The 25,447-nt window shown below is 61.9% G+C and carries 25 protein-coding genes; 16 read left to right on the top strand and 9 right to left on the bottom strand.

The features are described 5' to 3' along the window. The first annotated feature begins 2 nt into the window (after positions 1-2). Entirely contained in the window at positions 3-761 is a 759-nt protein-coding gene (locus I6E51_RS01545; protein WP_197109199.1) for an SDR family oxidoreductase, read from the top strand. Between the two features lie 62 nt (positions 762-823). Here I6E51_RS01545 and I6E51_RS01540 read toward each other — a convergent pair whose 3' ends face one another. Then, the gene (locus tag I6E51_RS01540) at positions 824-1,615 is read right to left on the bottom strand and encodes an SDR family NAD(P)-dependent oxidoreductase (protein ID WP_197109198.1); all 792 of its coding nucleotides are present in this window, start codon (positions 1,613-1,615) and stop codon (positions 824-826) included. A gap of 92 nt (positions 1,616-1,707) precedes the next feature. Between I6E51_RS01540 and I6E51_RS01535 the strand changes: the two genes are divergently transcribed. Then, the gene (locus tag I6E51_RS01535; RefSeq protein WP_197109197.1) at positions 1,708-2,217 is read left to right on the top strand and encodes a MarR family winged helix-turn-helix transcriptional regulator; all 510 of its coding nucleotides are present in this window, start codon (positions 1,708-1,710) and stop codon (positions 2,215-2,217) included. A gap of 49 nt (positions 2,218-2,266) precedes the next feature. On the opposite strand, the gene I6E51_RS01530 is transcribed toward I6E51_RS01535, so the two are convergent. Next, positions 2,267-4,306: a heavy metal translocating P-type ATPase gene (locus I6E51_RS01530; protein WP_197109196.1), complete on the bottom strand. Its 2,040-nt coding sequence runs from the start codon at positions 4,304-4,306 to the stop codon at positions 2,267-2,269. 71 nt (positions 4,307-4,377) lie between these two features. Here I6E51_RS01530 and I6E51_RS01525 point away from each other — a divergent pair, with 71 nt between their 5' ends. Continuing rightward, the gene (locus tag I6E51_RS01525; RefSeq protein ID WP_197106821.1) at positions 4,378-4,677 is read left to right on the top strand and encodes a DUF2470 domain-containing protein; all 300 of its coding nucleotides are present in this window, start codon (positions 4,378-4,380) and stop codon (positions 4,675-4,677) included. Positions 4,678-4,732: 55 nt separating this feature from the next. Here I6E51_RS01525 and I6E51_RS01520 read toward each other — a convergent pair whose 3' ends face one another. Next, entirely contained in the window at positions 4,733-5,494 is a 762-nt protein-coding gene (locus I6E51_RS01520) for a FadR/GntR family transcriptional regulator (protein ID WP_197109195.1), read from the bottom strand. A gap of 260 nt (positions 5,495-5,754) precedes the next feature. Here I6E51_RS01520 and I6E51_RS01515 point away from each other — a divergent pair, with 260 nt between their 5' ends. From I6E51_RS01515 to I6E51_RS01505, 3 genes are all read left to right on the top strand, one after another. Continuing rightward, complete coding sequence (locus I6E51_RS01515) at positions 5,755-6,162, top strand: DUF4383 domain-containing protein (protein WP_197106826.1); 408 nt, start codon at positions 5,755-5,757, stop codon at positions 6,160-6,162. Between the two features lie 101 nt (positions 6,163-6,263). Continuing rightward, complete coding sequence (locus I6E51_RS01510) at positions 6,264-6,671, top strand: DUF4383 domain-containing protein (protein ID WP_197106827.1); 408 nt, start codon at positions 6,264-6,266, stop codon at positions 6,669-6,671. A gap of 44 nt (positions 6,672-6,715) precedes the next feature. Further along, positions 6,716-7,327, top strand: coding sequence for a hypothetical protein (locus I6E51_RS01505; RefSeq protein ID WP_197109194.1), 612 nt, complete (start codon positions 6,716-6,718; stop codon positions 7,325-7,327). Here the strand turns inward: I6E51_RS01505 and I6E51_RS01500 are convergent. Next, positions 7,324-8,811, bottom strand: a complete 1,488-nt coding sequence (locus I6E51_RS01500; protein WP_197110108.1) for an MFS transporter — start codon at positions 8,809-8,811, stop codon at positions 7,324-7,326. The genes I6E51_RS01505 and I6E51_RS01500 overlap by 4 nt on opposite strands. A gap of 132 nt (positions 8,812-8,943) precedes the next feature. Here I6E51_RS01500 and I6E51_RS01495 point away from each other — a divergent pair, with 132 nt between their 5' ends. Then, the gene (locus I6E51_RS01495; RefSeq protein ID WP_197109193.1) at positions 8,944-9,591 is read left to right on the top strand and encodes a heme oxygenase (biliverdin-producing); all 648 of its coding nucleotides are present in this window, start codon (positions 8,944-8,946) and stop codon (positions 9,589-9,591) included. 104 nt (positions 9,592-9,695) lie between these two features. Here I6E51_RS01495 and I6E51_RS01490 read toward each other — a convergent pair whose 3' ends face one another. Genes I6E51_RS01490 through I6E51_RS01480 form a run of 3 tightly spaced genes read right to left on the bottom strand, consistent with a single transcriptional unit; the run spans position 9,696 to position 12,265 of the window. Beyond that, a complete protein-coding gene (locus I6E51_RS01490) occupies positions 9,696-10,607 on the bottom strand; it encodes a TerC family protein (protein ID WP_197106830.1) in 912 nt (303 codons plus the stop codon). Positions 10,608-10,658: 51 nt separating this feature from the next. Next, positions 10,659-11,675, bottom strand: coding sequence for a Gfo/Idh/MocA family protein (locus tag I6E51_RS01485; protein WP_197109192.1), 1,017 nt, complete (start codon positions 11,673-11,675; stop codon positions 10,659-10,661). Further along, a complete protein-coding gene (locus tag I6E51_RS01480) occupies positions 11,672-12,265 on the bottom strand; it encodes an N-acetyltransferase (protein ID WP_197109191.1) in 594 nt (197 codons plus the stop codon). The genes I6E51_RS01485 and I6E51_RS01480 overlap by 4 nt, the downstream gene beginning before the upstream one ends. A 209-nt stretch (positions 12,266-12,474) precedes the next feature. On the opposite strand from I6E51_RS01480, the gene I6E51_RS01475 reads away from it, so the two are divergent. The 7 genes from I6E51_RS01475 to I6E51_RS01445 all read left to right on the top strand — a co-directional run bounded on the left by I6E51_RS01475 (position 12,475) and on the right by I6E51_RS01445 (position 19,433). Then, the gene (locus I6E51_RS01475) at positions 12,475-13,215 is read left to right on the top strand and encodes a GntR family transcriptional regulator (protein WP_307783762.1); all 741 of its coding nucleotides are present in this window, start codon (positions 12,475-12,477) and stop codon (positions 13,213-13,215) included. Further along, on the top strand, positions 13,215-14,138 hold the full coding sequence (locus I6E51_RS01470; protein WP_197109190.1) for an N-acetylglucosamine kinase: 924 nt from the start codon (positions 13,215-13,217) through the stop codon (positions 14,136-14,138). Before I6E51_RS01475 ends, I6E51_RS01470 begins: the two co-directional genes overlap by 1 nt. Next, a complete protein-coding gene (locus I6E51_RS01465) occupies positions 14,135-14,893 on the top strand; it encodes an SIS domain-containing protein (protein ID WP_197109189.1) in 759 nt (252 codons plus the stop codon). Before I6E51_RS01470 ends, I6E51_RS01465 begins: the two co-directional genes overlap by 4 nt. Continuing rightward, on the top strand, positions 14,890-16,302 hold the full coding sequence (locus I6E51_RS01460) for a protein O-GlcNAcase (RefSeq protein ID WP_197109188.1): 1,413 nt from the start codon (positions 14,890-14,892) through the stop codon (positions 16,300-16,302). The genes I6E51_RS01465 and I6E51_RS01460 overlap by 4 nt, the downstream gene beginning before the upstream one ends. A gap of 2 nt (positions 16,303-16,304) precedes the next feature. Then, positions 16,305-17,573, top strand: coding sequence for an ABC transporter substrate-binding protein (locus tag I6E51_RS01455; RefSeq protein ID WP_197109187.1), 1,269 nt, complete (start codon positions 16,305-16,307; stop codon positions 17,571-17,573). Positions 17,574-17,658: 85 nt separating this feature from the next. Next, positions 17,659-18,540, top strand: coding sequence for a carbohydrate ABC transporter permease (locus I6E51_RS01450; RefSeq protein WP_197109186.1), 882 nt, complete (start codon positions 17,659-17,661; stop codon positions 18,538-18,540). Beyond that, positions 18,537-19,433: a carbohydrate ABC transporter permease gene (locus I6E51_RS01445; protein ID WP_231599617.1), complete on the top strand. Its 897-nt coding sequence runs from the start codon at positions 18,537-18,539 to the stop codon at positions 19,431-19,433. Before I6E51_RS01450 ends, I6E51_RS01445 begins: the two co-directional genes overlap by 4 nt. A 29-nt stretch (positions 19,434-19,462) precedes the next feature. On the opposite strand, the gene I6E51_RS01440 is transcribed toward I6E51_RS01445, so the two are convergent. After that, entirely contained in the window at positions 19,463-20,761 is a 1,299-nt protein-coding gene (locus I6E51_RS01440) for an ATP-dependent RecD-like DNA helicase (RefSeq protein ID WP_197106838.1), read from the bottom strand. 95 nt (positions 20,762-20,856) lie between these two features. Here I6E51_RS01440 and I6E51_RS01435 point away from each other — a divergent pair, with 95 nt between their 5' ends. Together I6E51_RS01435 and thrC are read left to right on the top strand one after the other, a co-directional pair. Then, a complete protein-coding gene (locus I6E51_RS01435) occupies positions 20,857-21,897 on the top strand; it encodes a hypothetical protein (protein ID WP_197106839.1) in 1,041 nt (346 codons plus the stop codon). A gap of 51 nt (positions 21,898-21,948) precedes the next feature. Then, positions 21,949-23,382 carry a threonine synthase gene (gene thrC / locus I6E51_RS01430; RefSeq protein WP_197109185.1) on the top strand — a complete coding sequence of 478 codons (1,434 nt, stop codon included), beginning with the start codon at positions 21,949-21,951 and terminating at the stop codon, positions 23,380-23,382. 30 nt (positions 23,383-23,412) lie between these two features. Here the strand turns inward: thrC and I6E51_RS01425 are convergent, their stop codons facing one another. Then, a complete protein-coding gene (locus tag I6E51_RS01425) occupies positions 23,413-25,374 on the bottom strand; it encodes a cytochrome c oxidase assembly protein (protein WP_307783761.1) in 1,962 nt (653 codons plus the stop codon). Positions 25,375-25,447 lie beyond the last annotated feature (73 nt).

The raw sequence follows: 25,447 nt of genomic DNA, 5'->3' as shown, positions 1-25,447 counted from the left end.
CCATGAACGGCATGTTTGACCTCACCGGATCCACCGCGGTCGTCACGGGCGCACGTCGCGGAATCGGCTTCGCCATGGCCGAGGCACTCGCCGCCGCCGGCGCCAACATCATCGGCGTCAGCGCCTCCATCGAAGCCTCGGGCAGCGACATCGAGAAGGCGGTCACCTCGTATGGCCGCACCTTCGAGGGCATCGCGTGTGACTTTGCCGACCCGGATGCCGTAGCCGCGCTGGGCGAGACACTCTCGACCCGCAACGTGGACATCCTCGTCAACAACGCCGGAACCATCGAGCGCGCCCCTGCCGCCGAACACCCCACCGAACTGTGGGATCGCGTGCTTCAAGTGAACCTGTCGAGCCAGTTCACGCTCACGCAGGCCATCGCTCGCTCGATGATCGAACGCGGCCGCGGCAAGATCATCTTCACCGCATCGCTACTGAGCTTCCAGGGCGGCATCAACGTGCCCGGTTACACGGCAGCGAAGTCGGGCATCGCCGGCCTCACCAAAGCACTCTCCAACGAGTGGGCCAGCAAGGGCATCACCGTGAATGCGATCGCCCCCGGCTACATCGCGACCGACAACACTCAGGCGTTGCAAGACGACCCCGACCGCTCGAAGGCAATCCTCGACCGCATCCCCGCCGGTCGCTGGGGCGTCGGCAGCGACCTCGCGGGTGCCACCGTGTTCCTCGCGTCGCGCTCCTCCGACTACGTCTCGGGCGCGATCCTCAACGTGGATGGCGGGTGGCTCGGCCGCTAGCCCTCACGCGCACACTGTTGGCTTCCACCATCGTCGGAGGGCGGAGCTACCGGCTGCGCTGGTCAAAGCATTGCGGTCAGTACTCCGCCGTCAGCGCGCACGGCGGCTCCGTTCGTTGCAGATGAAAGCGGGCTCGAGAGATAGACGGCGAGGTTCGCGATTTCGGCTGGCTCGATGAAGCGTTCGAGGAGAGAGGTTTGGTTTCCCCCAATGATGGACGCCTTCAGATCATCTGTCGAGAGTCGTTGCGCCTCGGCGATGTCGCGGATGGTAGCGGCTACGCCGTCTGAGTAGGTTGGGCCGCCAAGAATTGTGTTAACCGTCACGCCGGTACCGCGGGTGAGCTTGGCTAGGCCGTTACTCAAGGCGAGCATTCCCGCCTTGGTCACGCCGTAGTGCGTCATATCAGCGGGTATGTTTACGCCTGATTCACTCCCGATGAAGATGATCCGGCCCCATCCTGCGTCAATCATCCTGGGCATCAACGCTCGGGACAGTCGGACTCCGCTCATCACGTTTACCTCGAAATAGCGCGACCAGTCATCGTCGGGTATTTCGGCGAAGGGCGTTAAATCGAAGAGGCCGACGTTGTTAACAAGGATGTCGACGCCACCGAGCGAATCGAGGAGGCGCTGCACTTCAGCGGCGTCGGCAAAGTCCGCCGCAATACCCGTCACGTTCCCACCAGGTACTTCAGCTTGGAGGTTCGTCAGCGCTTGCTGGAGCCTGCTGTCGTCACGGCCGTTGATGACCACCGCTACGCCCTCCCGGAGAAGCGCCTTCGCGATCGAATACCCGATCCCCTGCGACGAACCACTTACAAAGGCACGTTTGTTTTCCAGCTGCATATCCATGGTCGAAGGGACCTCTCGTTTTTTACTTGCTCAGTCAAGTAAAAACTAACCTCATTTGGTTGCTCAGTCAAGTAAACCTGTAGCGTGTAAACATGACTGATTCCAGCGCCCCGAACCGTCTCACAGGAAATAACCTCGCGACGTGGGCGGCACTTGCGACGGTGCTCGAATGGCTGCCACCCGCCCTCGACGCCCCTCTGGTTCGCGGTTTCGATCTCACGCACTTTGAGTACGGCATCCTGTTCGCATTGGCTGACGCGCCAGACCGCACGCTGAGGATGACCGTTCTGGCGGATTATGCAAACAGCTCGCTTTCGCGGTTATCTCGAGCAGTGTCGCGTATCGAGGGACGGGGTTGGGCGCAGCGCACTCGAGACCCCCTGGACGGGCGGTCAATGCTTACTAGCCTGACCGAAGCCGGGCTGGAGATGCTCGACAAGGCCACCCCGGTGCACGCTTTGTCGGTCACGGAACTCGTCCTCGATCCGCTCACAAAGGCGCAACAGAGTCAGCTAAGAGAAATCAGTCTGAGTATCCAGCAAGCAATCCGGAAGCGGGAGGGATGGCAGCCGCCAAGATCGCTCTCCTCCGACGCTGACTAGCAAACCAAGCCCGGCGCATCCTCAATGTGGATGGCGATTGGCTCGGCCGCTAGTCCTTGCGCGCGATAACCGCTTCGGGCCGCAGGTCGAGGCGGCGCAGCAGTTGCGCGTTCGCCGCGACAACAACGGTCGAGGCCGACATGAGCAGCGCTCCGACGGAGATCGGCAGCACGAAGCCGATGGGGGCAAGCACGCCAGCAGCGAGGGGCACCGAGATGAGGTTGTAGCCGGCAGCCCACCACAGGTTTTGGCGCATCTTGGCGTAGCTGCGACGCGAGAGTTCGAACACGGCGAGCACCGAGCGCGGGTCGTCGCTCGCGAGCACAACACCGGCCGAGGCGATAGCCACGTCAGTTCCGGCGCCGATCGCGATTCCGACATCCGCCTGGGCGAGCGCTGGCGCATCGTTCACGCCGTCCCCGACCATTGCGACGGTGCCGCCCGCCTTCTGTAATTCGGCAACCTTGCTGGCCTTGTCTTCCGGATGCACACCCGAGAACACCCGGTCGATGCCGAGCTCTGCGGCTACCGACTGTGCCACAGCATCCGCATCTCCCGTGATCATCACGACCGTGACGCCCCGCGCGTGCAGCGCATCGATCGCCTGGCGCGAGTCTTCGCGCACTTCATCCGCGAGCCCGATTGCCCCGATCACGTGTCCGTCAGAGAGCACGTGCAGAATGATCGAGCCGTCTGCCGCCCACTCGGTCGTTACATCGATGGGCTGCTGATCGTGCTGGCGCAACATGCTCGGCCCGCCAACGCTGATCGTCGCACCATCGACAGAAGCTTCGACGCCAACACCGCTCGACGAACTGAAGTTGGAGGCTCCTACTCGTTCGAGCTCGCGCTCCTTCGCGGCGGTCACAATCGCCTTAGCCAGCGGATGCTCACTGTCGTTCTCCGCTGCTGCCGCGAGTCGAAGCACCTCGTCTTCGCTCGCATCCCCGACCGCCGCGACGTGCGTGACGGCGGGCTCGCCCTTCGTGAGCGTTCCCGTCTTGTCGAAGAGAACGGTGTCGACCTTGCGCATCGTTTCGAGGGCGATGCGGTCTTTCACGAGCACTCCGGCACGAGCCGCGCGCTCAGTAGAGATCGAGACGACGAGCGGGATGGCGAGGCCAAGAGCGTGCGGGCACGCAATGACAAGCACCGTGATGGTGCGCACGATCGCGTCATCCGGGCTGCCCGCGAGAGTCCACACGGTCGCGGTGATCGCTGCGGCACCGAGCGCGAACCAGAACAACCAGCCGGCGGCGGTGTCGGCAATGCGCTGGGCCGGCGACGAGGAGTTTTGCGCCGTTTCAACGAGCTTGGTGATGCCCGCGAGCGCCGTATCATCGCCAATCGCGGTGACCTTCACTCGGATCGAGTTATCGGTAGCCACGGTTCCCGCCACAACGCGGTCGCCCTCGCCGCGCGAAACCGGCTGCGACTCTCCCGTGATCATCGACTCATCAACCTCGGCTGAACCGTCAATCACTTCGCCGTCGGCGGGTACTCGTCCGCCGGGGCGCACGATGACGACATCGCCCACAACGAGATCAGACGGCGGCACGGTGACGAAGTCGTCCCCCTCAACCTTCTCCGCTTCATCCGGAAGCAAAGCGGCAAGAGAATCGAGTGCGCTGGAGGTCTGAGCCAGCGACCGCATTTCGACCCAGTGGCCGAGCAACATGACGACGAGCAGAAGCGCGAGCTCCCACCAGAACTCAAGGGCTTGGTCGATGAGGCCAAGAGTGGATGCGAGCGAGGCGACATACGCGACCGTGATGCCCAGTGAGATCAGCAGCATCATTCCGGGCTTGCGCGACTTCAGCTCAGAGTAGCCGCCCGTGAGGAAGGGTTTTCCGCCCCAGAAGTACATGACCGTTCCGAGCACTGGCGAGATCCAGTGGAACACCGCGACATCCGGGATCGTGTAGCCGATGATCTCGGAAAACATCATGCTGAAACCCGTGACGGGCACCGCGATCACCAGCATGATCCAGAACAGGCGGCGGAACTGCGCGACATGATCGCTATGGCCAGAGTGGCCAGAGTGCTGCTTGTGGGAGGTCTGCGTGTCGTGCTCGGTCATTCCATCCATGGGCGCCACGCTATACCCCTCTAGGGTATGGAGCAACCCCAAACCCGGCGACTCCCAGCTACCGTAGAGCCGTGACTACTTTCAGTGAAGAAATTGTGTCCGCAGTACTCGCCCATATGAACAGCGACCACAACGATGACAACTTGCTCATTGTGCGCGCCTTCGCGGAATCCTCCGCCATTTCTGCGGCCATGGTGTCGCTCGATGGCACCGAGGGAACGTGGCAGTATTCGGATGTCGACGGCATCGAACATCACGTGACCGTGCCGTGGAGCACGGAGATCACCGAGCGCGCGGAGATCCGCCACGAGATCGTGAAGCTCTACGATGCCGCGTGCGAAAAGCTCGGCGTGCCGGCTCGCCCCCACTAGCCAGCCCTCGCGATTGGTGATCTGCCCGCAAGGTGGGACTCACAGCGACCGAAGGTCAGGATGCAGTGGGGCGGAGACGCAGCCACGCGCGCGCGATGTGGGTAGCCATCGCTTCAGACGCGGATTTGCTGTCTCCGCTCTCGATGGCATCCAAGACGGCAACGTGCTCGGCGAGCGTGACGCGGAGTGAGCCTTCATCGGCGCGCTCACCCACAAATCGGTTGCTCGAGAGCGCGCGGTCGAAAAGGATTCCCGTGATGTTTGCTGCCAAGCGGATGCCCGACTGCTCCATCACGAGGCGATGAAATTCTGCGTCTGCCTGGTTGTTCTCTTCGGCGTCGCTGAGGGTGGCTTCCATCCGTTCCACAAGGGCACGAAGGGCAGCAAGGTCGTCGTCAGTGCGGCGCGTGGCAGCAGCACCGGCCATTGATGATTCAAGACTTCCGCGCACTACCGCGAGTTCGTCGAGCACTCCGAGAGTGTCGTCATTGTCGACGAGCGACGACAGCACGACCGGGTCAAGCATGTTCCACGCACTTGCCGGGTTGACGGTGGTTCCGCGACCCTGTGCGACGGTCACCAGACCCTTTTCTTCAACCCGCTTTACAGACTCGCGAATAACCGTGCGGCTCACGCCGAAGTGTGAGCTCAGGGTGCCTTCGGGAGGCAGGGTGGTGCCCGAGGGAACCTTCTCGGTGACGATCGAATCTACAAGCTCACGAACGACGGCAACTCCCAGGCGAGCAGCCGGCGCACGGCCGACCTCACCACTGGCCAGCCACTTGGGCGCAGCGTCATCGGCACTCACAGGATCCATTCATTCAGCATAAAGGGGCGCATCCTCACCTCGAACTCTGTCACAGCGCTGGCGCGAACTAACCATCCTGCCTAGATCATTACTTGCACCATGAAGTCTTTTAGGTCGCCCACTGAACAAAACAGGAGGAATCACACGCTCAATCACTCCTGGGAAGAAAATTCACCTCCCCCTCCCCCTAGCGCGCGTTGCTCGAAGCGACTACGAATAGAGAGCACACGATGCGCACTCACCTAGTGTGCGCACAAGGGGGAACAATCATGACCCGATCACCCAACCGCATGCTCGGAGCCATCGTCGGAGCATTCTTTGTTCTCTTTGGTCTGCTCGGCTTCACTGTCAGCGGCGGAGCTGGCTTCTTCGCGACCGAGGGCGGAATGCTCGCCAGCGTGTTCCAAGTGAACGTTTTCCACAACGTTATCCACCTAGTGGTTGGCGCGGCTCTGGTGCTGGCAGCGCTCTCGAACCGGACTGCGGCGCGCGCGGTCAATTCCGGATTGGGCTTCGCCCTTCTCATCCTTGGCTTCGCCGGGCTGCTGCTTGTCGGGTCAGAATTCAACGTTCTGGCGCTCAATGCCGCCGACAACGTTCTGCACTTTGCGGCCGCCGTCGTGCTGTTGCTCGTTGGCATCGGTGCCGACAGCCGCGTGACCGGCGTGAGCGCGTAATCCTCTCCGACTCACTAATTCGCGCTCCAAACCAGTTCGGCGAGGGCTACGAATAAGAGTCAACCGCGCGAACACAAGGTTTGCGCAGAGGAGGCACTGTAATGACTAAATCACCTAACCGCCTGCTGGGAACAGTTTTCGGCGCGGTCTACATTCTCGTCGGACTGCTCGGCTTCACCGTCACGAACGGTGTCGGATTCTTCGCCACTGAGGGCGGACTGCTGCTGGGCCTGTTCGAAGTGAACATCTTCCACAACGTGGCTCACCTCCTTATTGGAGCTGCCCTGCTGCTGGCTGGCCTCTCCAACGTGAAGGCTGCCCGAACCGTGAACTCCGTAGTCGGTTTTGCTTACTTGGCGCTCGGCTTCCTCGGTCTCTTTCTCGTAGGTTCTGCGCTAAACATCTTGGCCCTGAACGCTGCTGACAACGTGCTGCACTTTGCCAGCGCCGTCGTCCTGCTTGCTGTTGGCCTCGGTGCCGACAAGCGTGCATCTAGCGTCACCGCATAACTCGCACCACTAGTCCCAGATCACGCACCGAGAGGAGAACCGTCATGTCCGCAATTACCCGAACCTGGATCGCTTTTGCCGCAGTAGGCACCGGCCTAATCCATGTTGCACTCGTGATCGGTTCCCCTCTCGCGCTGGGCATCCCTCTCGCCATTCTTGGTGTCGTCGAGTTCGGGTGGGGCATTCTGGCCTTCACCCGCGACGCACTGCCGTTTGTGCGCATCGCCATGGTCGTAGCGGTGACGCCGCTTGTTGCCTGGGGCCTGCTGCTCACCGCAGCATCCGTCTTCCAGAATCCGGCGCTCGGTGCGTCCCTGGATGTCGTGCCGTGGGGAATCGCCGCCATGTTCCAACTTTTTGTGGCGGGCACCCTAGCGCTCCACTCTCGTCGAACTCGTGAAGGCTCGAACGCCACTGCGTCAGCACCCAGTGCTGGGCGCTACCTCATCGCTCTCACGGTTGGCGCCCTTGCAGTCGCTGCCCTGACGACCCCTGCTCTTGCTGCCACGGAGGCTGGAATCTATGCCCAGCCCCATGGCGAACACGATGGCTCATTCACTCCGCAGCGCGATGTTCCCACTGACGAAGGCACTGACGAGGGCGTTGACGAAGGCGTTGACGACATGTTCGACCTTCCCAGCCACGAAGGTCACTAGCTCCGCACTGACCTCAAGGTCACCAGAGTGATTGTGATAGCAACAGCCATGAGGCCGACGGCAACCCACGATGTGGCCACTACGCCTGAATCGAAGGCGTGACGCGCTGACTCCAACAGTTCTTCGCCAAGCCCTCCGGGAAGCGTGGACGCAACTTCTACGGCACCGCCCAACGTTTCACGCGCGGCGGTCGCATCCACAGCACTCAGGCCCTGGGGAACGTCGATCGTCGAACGGTACGACGCCGTCAAAATGCTGCCTAATACCGCGGTTCCCAGCACTGCGCCAAGTTCATAGGCGGTCTCTGAGACTCCGGATGCCGCCCCCGCTTTGTCTGGCGTCACGCTCGAAATGATGAGGTCGTTCGAGAGGGTCTCGGCCGAACCGATTCCGGCACCGAGAACACAGAACGCCACGATGTAGCTCAGCACCGTGGCATCGCTACCAGTCAGCGCGATGGAGCCGTACGCAAGCAGCGACAGCGTGAGGCCGCCCGCCATCAGATAGCCCGGCCGCACGAAACGCACGAGCGGCACCACAACGAGCCCCGCCACAATGATCACGAGAATGCCGGGCGTCAGAGCGAGAGCAGCGTCGAACGGGCTCAATCCCTCCACAAGCTGAAGGTGCTGGGTGAGGAAGAAAAGCAGACCGAGCAACGAGAAGACGCTCACGAGGTTCACGAGCACGGCACCGCTGAAGGAGGGCACGCGAAAGAGTTGCATATCGAGCATGGGGTTGGCCTGCCCCAGCAGCCGGCGCACAAAGAAAACGCCGGACAGCGCCGCAATTGCTAACAGGGCAATGGGCAGCACTCCCACGCCCTCGGTAGCGAGTTCTTTGATCGCGTACACCGCCGGGCCGAGCGTGAGAATCGACAAAAGGATGCTGCTCAGGTCAAACGGCCCGGGGGTGGGATCCTTCGATTCGGGAATCAAAACGGGCGCGAAGATCAGCAGCGGCAGCAGGAACGGTACGGCGACGAGAAACACCGATCCCCACCAGAAGTTCTCCAGCAGCACTCCCCCGACGAGTGGCCCGATGGCAGAACCCGCCGAGAACCCGGCGGCCCAAATCGCGATCGCGAGGCGCCGCTGACGGCGATCCGCAAACAGCGAGCGAAGCAACGACAGCGTCGAGGGCATCAGCATCGCGCCGAAGACGCCCAGCAGAATGCGAGCGAGAACAAGCGACGTGGCGTCGGGAGCGAAGGCCGCGAGCACCGAAACGATGCCGAACCCCGAAGCGCCGACGAGCAGCAGCCGACGGCGGCCAAAGCGATCGCCAAGGTTGCCCATCCCCACCAACAGTGCGGCCAGCACCAGCGGATAGACGTCAACAATCCAGAGTTGAACAACCGCGCTCGGGCGTAGATCGCGGGCAATGCTCGGCAGGGCAAAGCTCAGTACGGTGTTGTCGATCGACACCAACAGAGTCGGCAGCATCAGCACCCCCAGCGCCAACCACTGCTTAGTCGTTGCCATCACCCGGGGTTGTTCAGTTGCACTCACGTGCTCACGATACAGTCCCGCCGAATACCCAACTTTCGGATGATGTTTCGCCCAATTCGCCTTCGCTAGAGTGAGGGTAACCTAACCCCCCTTCTAGGAGACCTCGTGGCTGTAATTCCTTTCTCGCAAGCACTTCGTGAGCGCACCTGGTCGAGCCACGGAGACAGCGAAGGCGCCGACTTCATGAAAGACCTCATGACGGGAAAGGGAACCCGCGAGGACTACATCGCGTTGGTGGCCCAGCACTACTTCATCTACGAAGCCATTGAAGCCGCTGCTGACCATTTCGCCAGCAACCCCGTTGCCGCGCCTTTCATCACCTCGCAGCTCACGCGCCTGCCCGCGATCGAAGCGGACCTCGAGTTTCTGATCGGCGCCGACTGGCGCGACCAGATCGCTCCCCTCCCCACCGCCGCCGCCTATGCGGCCCGCGTGCGCGCAGTTGCTGCCCAGGACTGGGCTGGCGGATTCATCGCCCACCACTACACGCGCTACCTCGGCGACCTCTCGGGTGGCCAAGTCATCCGCACGCTCATGCAGCGCCAGTTCGGGTTCGAAACCAACGGTGTCGGCTTCTACCTTTTCGACCAGATCGCCAAGCCCAAAGAGTTCAAGATCACGTATCGCGACCAGCTCGATGCTGTCGAGTGGGATGACGCCGAGCGTGACCGCGTCATTAACGAAGTACTGGCCGCCTACAAGTTCAACACGGACTTGTTCATCGACCTGTCGCGCGCAAAAGCGGCCGCCTAGCCCCGCCGCGCGGGCCGTGTCGCCGAACCGGCATGGCCCGCTTGGGGCAGCGTTCTCCCCTGCTGCCTGCACTTGCGGCCGCAGCGTTGTCCGAGGCCTGAGCGCTATCCGAGACCCGAGCGCTCATCGCGAACGCCGTCAGTCTCGGAATCCACGGATCCCTCAACGGGCTTCTTTGACAGCCCTACCGACCCGGCGCTGGAACGGCCCTCGAGAGCAGTGTGCACCGCGATCGACTCGTCGACATCGGCGTACCGCGGGCGCAGGCCCACGGGGCGCTGGCGACGCTCCTCGCGTTTCGCTCGCCGGGCCGCAACGATCAAGTTGAGAGCTTCGACCAGAATCGCGAACGCCATCGGCGCGTAGATGAGAGCTTTGTCAATGTAGACCCCGAATCCCTCGGCGATCAAGAAGACTCCAATGAGGAGCAAGAACGAGAGGGCCAGCATCTTCACTGTCGGATGCTGGTTCACGAAGGTAAAGATAAAGCGGGCCGCGAAGAGCATGATGCCGAACGACAGCACAACCACAGTGATGATGATGACGAGGTTTTCTGTCATACCGACTGCCGTGATGACGGAGTCGAGCGAAAAGACGAGGTCGAGAACCAGAATCTGCGCGATGACTGACCCGAAGGTGACCGCTTTCCTGCCCCCGCCAGAGCTGTGCTCTTCGTCGCCTTCAAGTTTGTGGTGTATTTCCGTTACGGCCTTGTAGACCAGGAAAACGCCACCCGCAATGAGGATGATGTCTTTCCACGAGAAGCCAAGCTCACCGATGACGAAAATTTCGTCTTTCAAGGTGATGATCCAGCCTGCAAAGAGCACGAGAACGATTCGCATGAGCATCGCGAGGGTGAGGCCGAGGTTGCGAGCCTTCGCCTGCTGATCTTTCGGCAGTTTCGATGCGAGGATCGAAATGAAGATGACGTTGTCGACGCCGAGCACAATTTCCAGGACGAAGAGTGTGAGAAAGACCGCGATGAGGTCAGGCGTGAAGGCGAAGGAGAATTCCATTCGTCAATTCTCCACTAGAGGCCCGCAATTGGGAGAGTGCGCCTGAGAAAGTTAGCCCATCGCTTCGATCTGGGCGCGCATCGTGTCGAGCGTCTCCAGAATCTCTAGTGAGACATCCAACGGATGCTCGGGGGCTTCGGTGCGCCCATCCGCAATGTGCTGGGCAATCGCCGTCGTCTGAAACGACAGCCCCTCGCGGCCGCGGAGTCCGGTGCCGTCGGTGAACTCGGTGCGCTCGTCGTCGCGCACCACCGCAAACCCGTTCGGCGCATAAAACGGTGTGCGCACCTCAACGCGAGCACGGGTGCCGTTGATGCGGGCCTCCGTGGGGGTGTCGGCCTGCATGGTCGTGTGCAACACAGCCTGGGCACCGGTGGCGTGGTCGAGAATCATGGCCGCCTGCCCATCAACACCCGTGTCGAGCATCCGTCCCCGAGCGAACGCCGCGGTGGGGGCGCCGAGGGCGAAGCGAGAGAACCAGACCGGGTAGATACCGATGTCGCGCAGCGAGCCACCGCCCATGGTCGGGTCAAACACGGGCTGGCCGGCGGGGGCGCCAAAGTTAGCCCCAAAGTCGGCGGTGACGACCTTCAGATCACCGAGCTCCCCTTCGGCGAGGAGCTGCGCGATGATCGTGGTCTGCGGCAAGAAGCGCGTCCACATGGCTTCCATGGCGAACACGCCAGCGGCACGGGCGGCATCCACAATCACGCGAGCATCCGCTGCATCGATGCCGAGCGGCTTTTCGATGAGCACGTGCTTGCCTGCCGAAATGGCGAGCAATGCCAGCGGCCGGTGAAAAACGTTCGGCGCGGCAACGTAGATGATGTCGACCTCGGGGTCAGCCACTAGCTGGTCATAGCTGCCATAGCTGCGCCCGATGCCGTGCTTCCTGGCGAATTCTGCGGCACGATCAGCAGAGCGCGACGCGACGGCCACCACTCGCTGATCGGTGTTGGCATGCATGGCGGCAACCCAGTCGGTGGCAATCCCACCCGGGGCAAGAACGCCCCAGCGCAACGTTGGTCCACCCCGAAGCGGGGTTGCAGTCGGTTCAGGCAGAATCACGACAGTTCCATTCCCAGATAAATCGAGTCGGCGCCCCGAGCAAGTTCTGTGAAACCAAGGTGGCGGTAGAACGCGATGGCATTGTGATTATCTTCGCCCACATCGAGATGGATGCCGCTCACACCGCGAGCGCGCAGCGCCTCGAACAGTGTCTCGAGCATCGTTCGCCCCAGGCCCTGCCCCTGCGCGCGCGGCAGAAGATCGATGTGCAGGTGCGCTGGATAGTCGGCCACGACAGCCGCAGGGGCCTCCACCGGAGAGTGAAGGTGCGAGATGAGTTCATCGTCGAGCGAATCGCCCGCCGTCGCCGGGTACTGGGCGCGCAATACCGGCCACCACTCACGTTCTTGCCACGCCTCAAACTGGCGGGTGTCTGCGGCGCCAAGAACGTAGCCGGCGACTCCGAGTTCGTCCGCGATCACGAAGGCGAGATCGGGCTCACCGACCAGATATGGGCCAACGTAGATGTGGCCGAGGAGGTCGGGATTCTCGTAGAGAGCGCTCCCATCAGCCCCGGCATCCGCTGTCTGAAGACAGACTCGGTAGGTGCCGGGGAGGTCATAGAGACCCGCAGGCCGAATGTGACTCATGGTTTCACCATATCGCCTGCGTCAACTGGTCTAGTTCCGAGGTCTCACGTTGGCAACGGAGTGGTCTAGACGAGGCAGCGTCGACCGCGTACTCTCCGGCTTTCCGGGCCCATTTGCTTGTATGTTTCGAACACATTTCGGCCAAATGTACCCCGGAGTGGTCTAATTCCCTCTTTACCGGGATAGTGAAAATGGGCTCTAATGAGAGCGTGACCGTTGTCGAGGAATCCACCAGACACACCCTGAGAGCACGCTTGCGAGAACTCGTAGCGTCGACAGAGGTGGGCAAGAGCCTGCCAAGCGAACGCGATCTCAGTGCACGCTGGGGTGTCGCGCGTATGACGATTCGTCGCGCCGTCGACGCTCTCGTCGCTGAAGGCCTCGTCGAGCGACGCCATGGTTCAGGCACCTACGTGACCCCACAGCCCTTCGTGCGCTTGCTCGGTCTCACCTCGTTCTCCCAAGATATGCGTGACCGCGGCCTTGAACCGGGCGCCCGCCTTCTTGCTTACCGGGTGGCCCCAGCGGATGCCGCGATCTCCGCTCAATTGCGGATAGCCGCCGGTGATCCTGTCGTCAGCTTCACGCGCCTGCGTTTGGGCAGTGGCGAAGCGATGGCGGTTGAAACCGTCTGGATTCCCCAAGCCCTCGTTCCCGGCATCAACGGCAGCGACTTGGGCGGGTCCCTCTACGAACTCCTCAGCAGCCGTTACCGCATCTCCCCCGGTGCCGCCAATGTTTCGATCGAGCCAGTGTTGCCCGACGAGCGGGTGCGCGAGCTGCTCACGATCTCCGAAAACCAGGCCTGCCTGCGCATCCGAATGGTCGACTCTGATGCCCGCGGAAACATCATCATGATCGCCAATTGCTTCTATCGCGGCGACAAGTACCAGCTCACAGCCCAGGTCTCAGGCGGCGCGTTCTCGGCCGAACAATCCCGGAACAGCTAATGCTTCGGGTTCTCGCTGTCGATGGCGGCCAATCCGGAATCCGCCTCAAAAGCAGTGCGCAGCCCGGCACTGTTGAAGTCGATGGGGTGAGCCGCCTTGAGGGCGACACCATGCGCACGGTTGCGGCCGCAGTCGCGAGCGCCTGGGCACACGGCAAGTTCGAGCCCGTTGATCGTGTCGTGATGGGTCTCACTACGTCCCCTGCGGATGCTGCCTCCTCCACGCGTCTCGCCGAACTTGTCGCAGCAACCACGGGAGCCAGCGAGGTGTGGATCGCGGATGACACCGTCACCTCCCACGCCGGAGCACTCTCCATCGAATCTGGCGTCTCGCTCATCACCGGCACCGGCGTTGCCTGTCTCGCTCTGCGCCCCACGGGAGAATCCCACGCGGTTGATGGCGACGGCTATCTCCTAGGGGATGCCGGTGGCGGGTTCTGGATCGGCAGTCGCGGTATTTCTGCGGTGCTCAAGGAACTCGACGGCCGCGGACCACGCACCACCCTGACGGCGCGAGCAGCAGAACACTTCGATGGCCTCACGAATATCGCCGCACGCCTCCATAGCGCCCACCGCCCGGTCAACCGCATTGCCCAGTTCGCCCGTGGCGTGCTCGCTTCAGCAGCTGAGGGGGATGCCGCCGCCGACGCCATTGTGATCGAAGCGGCTTACGAGCTCTTCCTTACCGCTCGTGTCGGAGTTCGGTGGGTGGGCATCGATGCCCCGCTGGCTCTTGGCGGCAAGCTGCTGGGACCGAACACTCTCCTCTTCGCCCGCCTTGTCGAGCATCTCGCCAGTGAAGGCATGTCATTCCGCCCGGCGGATGCGTCCGCTCTCGAAGGTGCGCTGCTGCTGGGCACTGGCGACACCGACAATCTCTATCGCGATCTCATCCACGTGTGGAAAAAAGGAACACCCGCATGACTCTCACGAGCCCCCCGACTCTCGATGTGCAGTCGCCAGCTGCGCGCTACTTGGCGCGCGCGACGCACCTCATCGAGCGACTGACCACCGATGAAGGTCCGAACATTGTGGCGGCATCCCGCCTCGTTGCTGACGTGCTTATCAACCACCGCACGGTTCACATCTTTGGCACCGGCCACTCCCACATGCTCGCCGAGGAGCTCTACTACCGCGCCGGCGGCCTCGTCAACGTTCAGCCGCTGCTCTTCGAGGGCCTCATGTTGCACACGAGTGCCCCACTCAGCACCTCCCTCGAACGACTGCCCGGGCTCGCCGCGGCACTGCTGCGCGATCACCCCATCGCCGCGAATGACGTGCTGATCGTGGCATCCAACTCCGGCAGCAACGCCGTTACGTCTGAACTCGTGCAGCAGGTGATGGCCAATGGCACCCCCGTCATTGCCCTCACAAGCCTGACGCACGCCACCTCCCCCGAGGCCCGAGCGACAGCCCTGCCGCGACTGCACGAACTCGCCACCGTCGTGATCGATAACGGTGGCGCCGTCGGCGACGCGGCCGTTGACATCGCCGGGTTGAGCAGCCGGGTGTCTGCCACCTCTACTGTGGTGGGAGCGGCCATTCTCAACGCCGTCATGGCTGAAGCTATCCAGCTCTCTGTTAATGCCGGAGTCACTCCCGATATTTACGAGAGCAGCAACACCACCAGCGGCGATGCCAGCAACCTCAAATTCACCACCACGATAACCACACCATGACTCCACGCTCCCGAGCCAGCTCCGACTCCTCAGCTTTCGCCATTCGCGGCGTCATCGAGGGGTTCTACGGCGCGCCCTGGAGCCATGAACAACGCCTCGATCTCATCGGCTTCCTCGGCAACCGCGGCATGAACACCTTTGTGTACTCGCCCAAAGATGACCCGCTCGTTCGTCACGAATGGCGCACCCCCTACGCTGGCGCCGAGCTCGCCCGCATCGCCGAACTCATCACGCGCTGTGACGACAACGACATGACCTTCATGTACTGCCTCTCCCCCGGGCTCACCATGAAGTACTCAAGCAGCGACGACATCGAGATGCTGCTCGCCAAGTTCAGCGCCGTGCGCGAATTGGGCGTCACCAGCTTTGGACTGCTTCTGGATGACATCCCGGTCCGGCTGCAGCATCCGGCCGACGTGGCAGCATTCCCCGATCTCGTTACCGCCCACCAATCGCTCATTGGGAATGTCTTTTCGCAGTTCGACGCCGACACCCACCTCACGGTGTGTCCCACGCAGTACTGGGGCTACGGCGACGAGGACTACATCACTCGCCTTGGGCGCGGCATTGATCCGCGCATCGACCTCTTCTGGACCGGCCGCGCCATTTGCTCCGCCACCCTCGATCTTGCCGACGCTGCCGTCTTCGCCCGGGCAACCGGCCGCCCCGCTACCTACTGGGATAACTACCCGGTGAACGATGTCGCGATGGGCCACGAGCTCCACATCGGCCCCTACCAGGGTCGCGATCCGCACTTGCACCGCTTCTCCACGGGCATCATTGCTAACGGCATGGAACTCTTCGAGTCATCCAAGATTCCCTTCGCCACCGTCGCCGACTACCTGCGCGACCCCGAAAACTACGACGCAGAAGCCAGCTGGAAGCAAGCGCTGCTGGATGTCGTTGGTCCAGAAAACCTCGACGATTTCAGTCTGTTTGCTGACACGGTTCGTTCCTCGTGCCTCTCGGCCGACGACGCGCCGGTACTGGGCGAGGCCCTCGAGCGCTTCACTTTTGAGTCGGAGTACGGTGATGCCGCGACTGCTGCCGCTGACCTGCTCGTGGTTGCCCAAGCCATGCTCGGCGCCGCAGACCGGTTGCTCGACGGCCCCGTGGCAAACCCGCAACTCATCGCCGAGGTGCGGCCGTGGCTTGAATCGTTCCGCGTGGGCGGGCGTGCGCTTGTGGAGATCGCAGAACTCGCCGCCGCCGGTCGCCTCGCCACCGCTGGCCCCAGCCGGCTTCTCCCCTATCTCGACACCCTTCGCGCAGCCCACCGTCGCGTCTTCGGCGACCTGCTCGATATGACTTTGGCAGAACTCGTTTCTGCCGGGGGCTCACCACCCGCAACACCTGCATCACCCCGCACTGCATCGCCCGACACTGCATCACCTACAGCAAAGGAATGATCATGCCCGTCACGAGAAAGAAGACTCTCGCTGCTGTCGCTGCCCTCAGCGCCACAGCACTGATCCTTACCGGTTGTTCAGCCGACGGCGGAAGCTCCGACGATAACGTGCTCCGCATCGCCATGGGTTCCCCCGGAGAAGCTCAGATCCGCGTCTGGGATGACGTCGCGGCACAGTACGAAGCCGCCAACCCCGACGTCACCGTCGAGATGAACTACCAAGACGACGATCTGTACCAAACCATCGGGCTTCCTAACCTGCTCAACGGGCGCAACGCTCCAGACATCTACTTTGAGTGGGCGGGAGCGCGACTGGAACAGCGTGCCGCTGACGGGTTTGCTGCCGACCTCTCGGACGCCGTGACATCCGGCCCCATTGCTGGTCTCTTCGATGACGAAGTCTTCACCTCGCTCACCGTCGATGGTGCCGTGGTGATGGTGCCTCATTCCGCTGACGTCACCAACGTGCTCTGGTTCAACGAAGATATTTTTGCGGATGCCGGTCTCACTCCTCCCACCACGTGGGATGAACTGCTCGCCACCTGCGACGCACTCGACGCCGAGGGAATCATCCCGATCGCCTCGGGCAACAAGGACCTGTGGGCTGCTGGCAACTGGCTCGCCCACCTGACCTCGCGTGTTGTCGGGGAAGAGGCCTACAGCGCAGCGCTCTCGGGCGACGCCGACTTCAACACTCCCGAGTGGATCGAAGCCTTCGGTTACGTCGAAGAGCTCGCTGACCACAACTGCGTCAACGAAAGCGTCAACGCGGTTGATGACAACGAGGGTGCTCAGCTCTTCTTCCAGGGCAAGGCCGCCATGCACGCGATTGGTTCGTGGCTCGTGAGCTGGGCGATCGATGAGGCACCAGACCTCAACTTCGACTACGTAAACCTGCCAGCCATGCCGGGTGAAGGCAACCAGGAGAGCGTCATCGGTGTTGTCACCGGGTACGTCGTCAACGCCAAGAGCACCAAGCAGGATGAGGCAGCCGAGTTCTTGGCCCTGCTCAACAACGACGAGAATGTTCAGCAGTTCATCGGTGCGGAGCTCACTCCGATGACTCTGTCGGCTGCGTCGGGCGACGACATCGATTCGCGCACCGCATCGCTCACGGCTCTGCTTGAGACCGCTCCGGCGATCGTGCTGCCGCCCGACAACGGCTATGACCTCGAGACCGCGAACGCTCTCTACGCCGCACTGGCAGAGGTTCTGGGTGGTCAGAAGTCCCCCGCTGATGCCGTTGCCGGCATAGATCAAAAGCTTGGCTAACCATCTCCCCCATTAGTTAGCCAACCGTGCTGGTCGTCCGTCACCCGAAGGCGGACGACCAGCACTCCTTCGAAGGAACCACCGCATGAAGCCGAACCGCACGGCAACCCCGTACCTGTTCTTGGTGCCCGCGATGGGCGTCTTCGGCTTCGCCGTGTTGTTCCCCGTGATCATGACGTTTGCCTACAGCTTCACGGAGTGGAACGGCTACGGCGCCATGGTTTTTGTCGGCATCGACAACTACGTCAAGGCTGCCAATGATGTGCTGTTCCGCGATTCCTTTGTGCACGTGCTCATCTACATCGCGATCACGATCGTGCTTGAGGTCGTTGTCGGTTTGGTTCTCGCGGGGCTCGTGAGTGTGCGCCGCCGCGGTTCTCTCTGGTTCCGGGTTGCGATCTTCACCCCCGTGATGCTCCCCATGGTCGTCGTGGCTGTCCTGTGGGCGTTCGTCTACAACAACGACTTCGGTCTGCTCAATGCCGCCTTGCAATCCTTGGGTCTTGAGGACCTCCAGCGGGTGTGGCTTGGTGACACCTCCACTGCGTTGATCGCCGTGAGCGTCGTGTCCGGTTGGGTATATGCCGGTTTCTACATGACTATCTTCTACGCCGCGTTCAACCAGGTGCCCACCGAGGTCATTGAGGCCGCTCGCCTCGATGGCGCCGGCGAATGGCAACTATTCCGCAGCATCAAGGTGCCGATGATCCGCAATGCGATCACGGTCGCGCTGTTGCTGTGCATCACCGGTGGTTTCCAAGGCTTCGACCTCTTCTACGTCATGACGAACGGCGGCCCGTACGGTGCCACTGAGATCCCCACCACCTATCTCGTGAAGTCGGTATTCACTTTCCAGAATGTTGGCTACGGATCGGCCATGGCTGTCGTGCTCACCGTCGTCGTTGTGGGGCTTGGCCTGATCTTCACGCGAATCAATCGCGAAAACCCTGAGGAGGTGCGCTCATGAGTATCGACTCTCGCAAGAAGTCATCCGGGTTAGCCCGCACGCACACCGCGAAGCATCACGCTGGCCGGCGCGCTCCCCTGCGGATCGCCGATGTGCTCTTCACGGCAGCGCTCATCGTCATCGCTGTCGTGTTCTTCTTTCCGATGCTCTGGATGGTGTTCTCCAGTTTCAAATCGAACTCCGCGATCTTCGCAACCCCCTTCGCTCTCCCGACCGAGATCGACTTCGGCCGCTGGGTTGAAGCGTTCGAGGTTGGTCACATCGGCCAGTACGCCCTGAACAGCGTGATCGTCACCGGAGCGTCGGTGCTCGCCATCCTGCTGCTGGGCGCTGCCGCGGCTTTTTCCTTCAGTCGTTATCGCTTCCGCGGTCGTAACCTGTTTATGGGGTTACTGGCGCTCGGCTTGCTGCTTCCCCTGCAGTCGTACTTCATCGCGCAGTCCACGATGTTCACTCAGCTGGCCATCACCGACACCCGCTGGGCCTTGATCATTCCGTATACCGCGATGGGCCTGCCGCTCGCGGTCTACCTGCTCAAGGTCTATCTGGATGCCGTGCCCGACGAACTCTTCGAGGCCGCCCGCATCGATGGGGCGAGCGACCTTCGCATCTTCGGCTCGATCGCGCTGCCCCTGCTGCGCCCCGGGCTCGCGACCGTCGCAATCTTCTCCGCGCTCTCGAGCTGGAACGAGTTCTTGCTCGCCCTGCTCTACATTCAGGATGATGCGCTCAAGACAATCCCGACCGGACTCCTTGCATTCTCCAGCCGGTATGTAACCGACTACGGCCTGCTCTTCTCAGCGCTCTCGATCGTGACGCTGCCGATGATCGTGATCTATATCGTCTTCAACAAGCAGATCGTCGAAGGCATCACCGCCGGCAGCGTGAAGTAGCTCAAGCAGCTCACGCGAGCCCGGGGGAGTCAGGCCTGAATAGCCGGGATGGGCTGGGCCCGGGACATGAACCGCACGACGTTCTCGTCGACGATGATGTCGCTCGGGCGAAGCGGCCGAGTCAGGTAGAGCCCCTCCAACCTGCTGATGCGGCTGAGGGCAACATAGGTCTGGCCGGGAGCGAAGGAGCGTGGCCCGAGATCCACTATCGCGCTGTCGTAGGTCTTGCCCTGTGATTTGTGAATCGTGACCGCCCAGGCGAGCCGCAGCGGAAACTGCGTGAACTCGGCAACGACATCTTTGCGAAGCGCTTTCGTGCGCGCCGAGTAGGAGTATTTGAACTTCTCCCAGGCGACGGGCTTCACTTCGTAATCGCGCCCGTCGATTTCGACCCACACGGTGTCAGCGATCTTAACGACAGTGCCGACGCTGCCATTGACCCAGCGTTGCGTTCCACCCTCTTGAGTGTCGTTGCGCAAGAACATCACTTGCGCGCCCACCTTGAGCTCAAGGGATTCATCGGCGGGGTAGGCGCGACCGCCGAACTCTCCCGAAATCTCGGCCTTCGCCGTCAGTACCCGACCGGGGAGTCGCGCGAGCGCTGTCGCGTTGATGCGCGTGACGGTGCTGTTCGTGGTCGCAAGGGTAATCGTGCCGTCGTTGGGTGCGGGGCGCGCGCCCACCGCGTTGAGGCGGCCTGCGATTTCAGCGGTGACGCCGTTGTGGCGCACGGCATTGAGCATGTATTTGAACTCATCCTCATGCTGGCGATGGATGCTCGTGAGTTCGTAAATCGTCAGGTCGGTCTGTTGCCACACGAGAGCGTCGAAGAACCAGATCGACTCGTAGCGGTCTTCGAAGTAGGCCCGCTCATCCGGGTCGCCCGGAACCGGGGCCAATTGATACGGATCACCGAACAACACGACCTGCACCCCGCCGAAGGGCTCTTTCTTGCGCTGACGAGCCTGGCGCAGGCTGCGGTCGATCGCGTCGAGAAGGTCGGCGTTGACCATCGACACTTCATCAATCACGAGGGTTTCGATGGTGTTGAGCAGCTTGCGGAGTTGATCAGTCTGTTCGAGCTCGTGGTCGGCAATAACTCCGATGGGCAAACGGAACAGCGAATGGATGGTCTGTCCGCCCACATTAAGCGCCGCAACACCGGTCGGAGCACAGATCACAATCTGCTTCGACGTGTTGTGCGCGAGGTGGTTGAGCAGAGTGGATTTACCGGTGCCGGCTCGCCCCGTGACGAAGAGGTTCTCCCGCGTCGTCTCGATGGCAGCGAAAACGGCTGCTTGCTCGGGCGACAGGGTAATTTCGGACACCCAATCACCCTAATGCTGCTGCCTGCTGGTCTCGTGCCCGCGCGCCACAATCTGTGGTTCGTCTCCGGCACGCCTCAGCGGTTTAGGATGTGTGAATGCGTCGCGAGCTTGTTACCTGGTCAATCGTGTTTGGGCTGATCGTTGTCGCCTTCATCACGACTGTCCTCATTGTGAACGCGACCCTGTTCAGCGCGAGCGGCTTTGTGCGCAGTTATCTTGGCGCCCTCGCTCGCCACGACATGGCATCCGCTCTGCAGATTGCTGACATCGAACTGGCCGAAGACCATGGGGCATCGTCCGACGATGGCTCGGGCGCGACGCCCATCGACACGACCGGCGCTGGTTCGATGCTGCTCGCGGGCTCGCACGATCTGTTGCGGCCCTCAGCACTCAGCACGATTGAGGATGTTGCGCTGGTCTCTCGGGAGATCAACGACGACGGCTCCGAAACCGTCACCTTCGTGTTCGAACTCGATGGCGAGACCTCTCACACCACGTTCACGGTGGAACGCGACGGCACCCGTTTCGGTGTGTTCGCCGACTGGAAGTTCGTCACCGCGCCCCTCACGATCGTGCGCCTCACCGTCTCGAACACTCAAGAGTTCACCGCCAACGGCTCCGAATTTGTCACGCCAGCCCAAGACACTCCTGCGCCCTACGTAGTGTTGGCGCCCAGCAGTTTCGAGCTCAGCCATTCATCCACGTTCCTCACCGCCGAGCCAATCGTCGTGGCTGCCACCGACCCCGGCGGCACTATCCGGGCGCGGCTTGAGGCCGTCGCAAACCAGACCATGATTTCCCAGGTGCAACGCGAAGTGAACGACTACCTCGATGAGTGCGCCACCCAGGTCGTGCTGCTGCCAACCGGCTGTCCGTTTGGCCAGCCCATGGCCAACCGCATCATCACCACTCCGGAGTGGAGCCTGGCGAGCTATCCCGAGGTTTCGCTCGTGCCCGGTGCTGAGACGGGAAGCTGGCTCATGCCGGAGACGGATGCCGCAGCGCACCTCACGGTCGATGTCCGCTCCATTTTCGATGGCTCCATTTCCAGCTTCGATGAAGACGTTGATTTCACCGCGAGTTACCTCGTTACCTTCTTGCCGGACGACCAGTTGCTCATCACACCGCAGTACTAGTCTTCCCCAGCCGATAAACTGGTGCCTCAGCGTCACGAAAGGTAGGACCGATTGCAGTACACCTCTACGCGAGGCCACGCCCTCGGCTCGTATACCGATGTCATCCTCGAAGGTCTTGCGAGCGACGGCGGGTTGGCGGTCCCCGGGCCACTCCCGCAGGTCGATTCAGCCCTGCTCGAGTCGTGGCGCGATCTGAACTTTGCCGAACTCGCGACGGCGGTCATCTCACTGTTCGCGAACGACATTGCAGAAGACGACCTCGCGCGCATTTGCCGCGCAGCGTACGACCCGGCCAAGTTTTCTACGAGTGAGATTGTTCCCGTCAGCGATCTCGGCAACGGTCTGACGCTTGTCGGTTTGTCCGAAGGCCCGACGCTTGCCTTCAAAGACATCGCCATGCAGTTTCTTGGCGAGGCACTGGATTTCGCTCTCGCAAAGTCTGACGGCGTCCTCAACATTCTGGGCGCTACATCCGGTGACACCGGTTCAGCCGCCGAGTACGCGATCCGCGGCAGAGAGCGACTCAGCGCCTTCATGCTGTCGCCCCGCGGCCGCATGAGCGAGTTTCAGCGGGCGCAGATGTATTCGCTGCAGGAGCCGAACATCCACAACCTCGTGGTCGACGGTGTTTTTGACGATTGCCAAGAGCTCGTCAAGGAACTCTCGAGTGATGCTGCCTTCAAGCAGGCGCACAATTTGGGCGCGATGAACTCCATCAACTTTGGGCGAATCTCCGCGCAGATCGTCTACTACTTCTGGTCGTGGCTGCGCGTGACCGATGCCGTAGACGTGCACGACCGGGCAGACTTCGAGGTCTCCTTTTCGGTACCGTCCGGCAATTTCGGCAACGTACTTTCGGGTCACTACGCGCGAACGATGGGTCTGCCCATTCGAAAGCTCGTCGTAGCGACAAACGAAAACAATGTCCTCGACGAGTTCTTCAGGACTGGTATCTACCGCCCCCGAAACGCAGCAAATACGCTCGCGACCTCGAGCCCGTCCATGGACGTGTCTAAAGCATCCAACCTCGAGCGTTTTCTCTTCGACCTTCTCGGCAGCGATGCGGACCGCCTTCGTGGCCTCTGGCAGCACCTCGGCAACGACGGTTTCGTAGACCTCACCGCAGAGCAGCCACGCTTCCTGGAAGAGTTCGGAATCGTCAGCGGCACGAGCACTCACCAGGATCGGGTCAACACCATCCGGTCAGTCTTCGAGAGCACGCAGGTGCTTCTCGATCCGCACACCGCCGACGGTGTCACTGTCGCCCATGCCCACATCGAGCCCGGTATTCCGATGCTGGTCTTGGAAACGGCAAAGCCGGCCAAGTTCCCCGACGTTATCGCTGAGGCACTCGGCCGCATTCCCGCCACCGACGAGGCCTACCGCGAGATGCTCGAGCTTCCGCAGCACCAGATTGATATGCCCGCGGATCCGAACGAATTACGCGCCTACATAGCGGAACACGCACTCCACTCACGCTCCTAGCCGGCAGGCTTAGCGCTTAGCGCTTAGCGCTTAGCGCTTAGCGAGCATCTCGTTGTAGGCATCCAGCTCTGCATCTCCGTCGCGGTCGGCCTTGCGGTCGTAGCGCACGGATGCACGACGGTCGCTGCGTGACCACATGATCGCCACGGAGATGGCGAGCGCGATGGTGGGAATCTCGCCAACACTCCAGGCGATGCCGCCACCGATGCGTTGATCCTCGAGCGCCGTCACCCCGTTGTCCCAGCCCATTGCGCCGTACCAGTCCGCCAGCAGCAGCCCGGTGCCGGTCATGAGGCCCAAGCCGAAGAAGGCATGGAACGCCATCGTCGCGAGCAAAATGAGCAAGCGAATCGGGAACGCGGTGCGGTGCGGCGACGGGTCGATCCCGATGAGTGACTGCACGAACAAGTAGCCAGAGGCCAAGAAGTGGATGATCATCCACTCGTGCCCGACGTGGTCGGTGGAAGCCCAACGGAACAGCGGTGTGTAGTAGAAAACCCACAGCGAGACGACGAAGATAAGTGCCGCAACTACCGGATGCCCGATCGCGGCCATGTACCGCGAGTGCACGATCCTGAGAATCCATTCACGCGCACCGCGACTGCCGTCAGTGCGTTTGGTGATCGCGCGCATTGCGAGCGTGACGGGAGCACCGGGCACGAGCAGCACCGGGATCATCATGCCGAGGGTCATGTGCCCGAGCATGTGCATCGAGAACAGGTAGCCCTCGTACACATTGACGCCACCGTTGGTGATGTAAAACAGCAGCAGCATCCCGAGCACCCAGAACACGGTGCGGTAGATCGGCCAGGAGTCACCTCGCTTGTGGAGGCGCCAGACGCCGGCAAGGTAGAAGAAGATCGCGAACGCGCAGATCAGCACCCAAATGAGGTCAAAGCTCCACAGGGTGAACAGGTTGCTTGCGGTCACGGTCGGAGGCAGCGGGGAGCCGGTGAGGTAGGCCGCGGAGGAGGAGTCGGGCAGGTCAGCCGCCACGATTTCTGGCACCGGAGTGGGTGTCGCCGCGAGAGCGGCCGCAGCGCCGGAAGCGAGCCCCATGAAGGCCAGCTCGGCGGTGACAATCCACCAGAACCATCCGCGCTTCTTGCGGGGGCTGGCTTCAAGCCGGCCGATCGCATAGTTGCGGTACACAGCGCCGAAAAGGCCCAACACGATCAGAGCAAAAACTTTAACGAGAACGAGGATGCCGTAGGGCGACAGCAGGTTCGTCAGGTTCTCGACCCGAATTTCTGCACTCACATAGCCGGAGGCGGCCACCACGATGAAGCTCACGAGCGCCACCGACGAGTAGCGTCGCAGCACGAGACTCAGTCGGTCTTTAGTGAGGGTGGGGCGGGCGATCGCAATCGCGAGGAGTCCGCCGAGCCAGAGCGCGGCGAAGATCAGGTGCAAGAAGATGGCGCTCGTGGCGGCATCGTGGTCGGCGGTTCCGCCGCTGTGGCCCTGCAGCGCCATGGGGATGAGTCCGGCAACGGAGAGCACGAGCACGAAGACCAACGCGCTCATATTGCGCACCGCGAAGCACAAAACGGTCACAACGGCCGCTATGAGCACCGTGGCGAGCCACGCCTGACCCACTTCGGTAGAGGTCAGAAAACTTGCGAGAACGTCACCAAAGGCGCTGGAGAGGTCAATGGGCTGGTTGCGCACCGCCAAAAACGTGAAAAACCCCGTAATAGCGGATGCCACAGCCCACACAGCGGCGCCAGCGGCGGCAAAGTCGAGAGTGATGGTGAATTCGTCGTGCTTGGGGCTCATCGCGAAGACGGCGATCATGAGCCCGCCGATGGTCGCCGCAAGCCCGAGGTTCACGAAGAGCTTCGCGATGGGCAGTCCCCAGCGCACGACAGCGCCCGGGTCAAGAAGGATCGGAACCGCAGCGCCGCCACCGAACTGGAGACCGACAATAACCGCGATTGCTGCCACAAGGATCAGCAGGGCGGGTCCGGCGATCCGGCTGATTCTTAGCACCCCTCAAGAGTACTCGCGGTTAAACGGGAGTTAGCCCGACGCCGAACTTGTCTAAAAGTCGGCGGGAACGTAA

This window comes from Salinibacterium sp. NSLL17 (genome assembly GCF_015864935.1).
Taxonomy (GTDB): Bacteria; Actinomycetota; Actinomycetes; order Actinomycetales; family Microbacteriaceae; genus Rhodoglobus.
The sequence above is the reverse complement of the archived record's forward strand: the minus strand, read 5'-3'. Positions and strand labels throughout refer to the sequence as shown.

What these genes read in the sequence shown, in the direction of transcription:
- I6E51_RS01545 (WP_197109199.1), top strand. Translation starts at nt 3, where the DNA reads ATGAACGGCATGTTTGACCTCACCGGATCCACCGCGGTCGTCACGGGC.
- I6E51_RS01540 (WP_197109198.1), bottom strand. Translation starts at nt 1,615, where the DNA reads ATGGATATGCAGCTGGAAAACAAACGTGCCTTTGTAAGTGGTTCGTCG.
- I6E51_RS01535 (WP_197109197.1), top strand. Translation starts at nt 1,708, where the DNA reads ATGACTGATTCCAGCGCCCCGAACCGTCTCACAGGAAATAACCTCGCG.
- I6E51_RS01530 (WP_197109196.1), bottom strand. Translation starts at nt 4,306, where the DNA reads ATGGATGGAATGACCGAGCACGACACGCAGACCTCCCACAAGCAGCAC.
- I6E51_RS01520 (WP_197109195.1), bottom strand. Translation starts at nt 5,494, where the DNA reads ATGGATCCTGTGAGTGCCGATGACGCTGCGCCCAAGTGGCTGGCCAGT.
- I6E51_RS01515 (WP_197106826.1), top strand. Translation starts at nt 5,755, where the DNA reads ATGACCCGATCACCCAACCGCATGCTCGGAGCCATCGTCGGAGCATTC.
- I6E51_RS01510 (WP_197106827.1), top strand. Translation starts at nt 6,264, where the DNA reads ATGACTAAATCACCTAACCGCCTGCTGGGAACAGTTTTCGGCGCGGTC.
- I6E51_RS01505 (WP_197109194.1), top strand. Translation starts at nt 6,716, where the DNA reads ATGTCCGCAATTACCCGAACCTGGATCGCTTTTGCCGCAGTAGGCACC.
- I6E51_RS01500 (WP_197110108.1), bottom strand. Translation starts at nt 8,811, where the DNA reads ATGGCAACGACTAAGCAGTGGTTGGCGCTGGGGGTGCTGATGCTGCCG.
- I6E51_RS01490 (WP_197106830.1), bottom strand. Translation starts at nt 10,607, where the DNA reads ATGGAATTCTCCTTCGCCTTCACGCCTGACCTCATCGCGGTCTTTCTC.
- I6E51_RS01480 (WP_197109191.1), bottom strand. Translation starts at nt 12,265, where the DNA reads ATGAGTCACATTCGGCCTGCGGGTCTCTATGACCTCCCCGGCACCTAC.
- I6E51_RS01470 (WP_197109190.1), top strand. Translation starts at nt 13,215, where the DNA reads ATGCTTCGGGTTCTCGCTGTCGATGGCGGCCAATCCGGAATCCGCCTC.
- I6E51_RS01465 (WP_197109189.1), top strand. Translation starts at nt 14,135, where the DNA reads ATGACTCTCACGAGCCCCCCGACTCTCGATGTGCAGTCGCCAGCTGCG.
- I6E51_RS01460 (WP_197109188.1), top strand. Translation starts at nt 14,890, where the DNA reads ATGACTCCACGCTCCCGAGCCAGCTCCGACTCCTCAGCTTTCGCCATT.
- I6E51_RS01455 (WP_197109187.1), top strand. Translation starts at nt 16,305, where the DNA reads ATGCCCGTCACGAGAAAGAAGACTCTCGCTGCTGTCGCTGCCCTCAGC.
- I6E51_RS01450 (WP_197109186.1), top strand. Translation starts at nt 17,659, where the DNA reads ATGAAGCCGAACCGCACGGCAACCCCGTACCTGTTCTTGGTGCCCGCG.
- I6E51_RS01445 (WP_231599617.1), top strand. Translation starts at nt 18,537, where the DNA reads ATGAGTATCGACTCTCGCAAGAAGTCATCCGGGTTAGCCCGCACGCAC.
- I6E51_RS01435 (WP_197106839.1), top strand. Translation starts at nt 20,857, where the DNA reads ATGCGTCGCGAGCTTGTTACCTGGTCAATCGTGTTTGGGCTGATCGTT.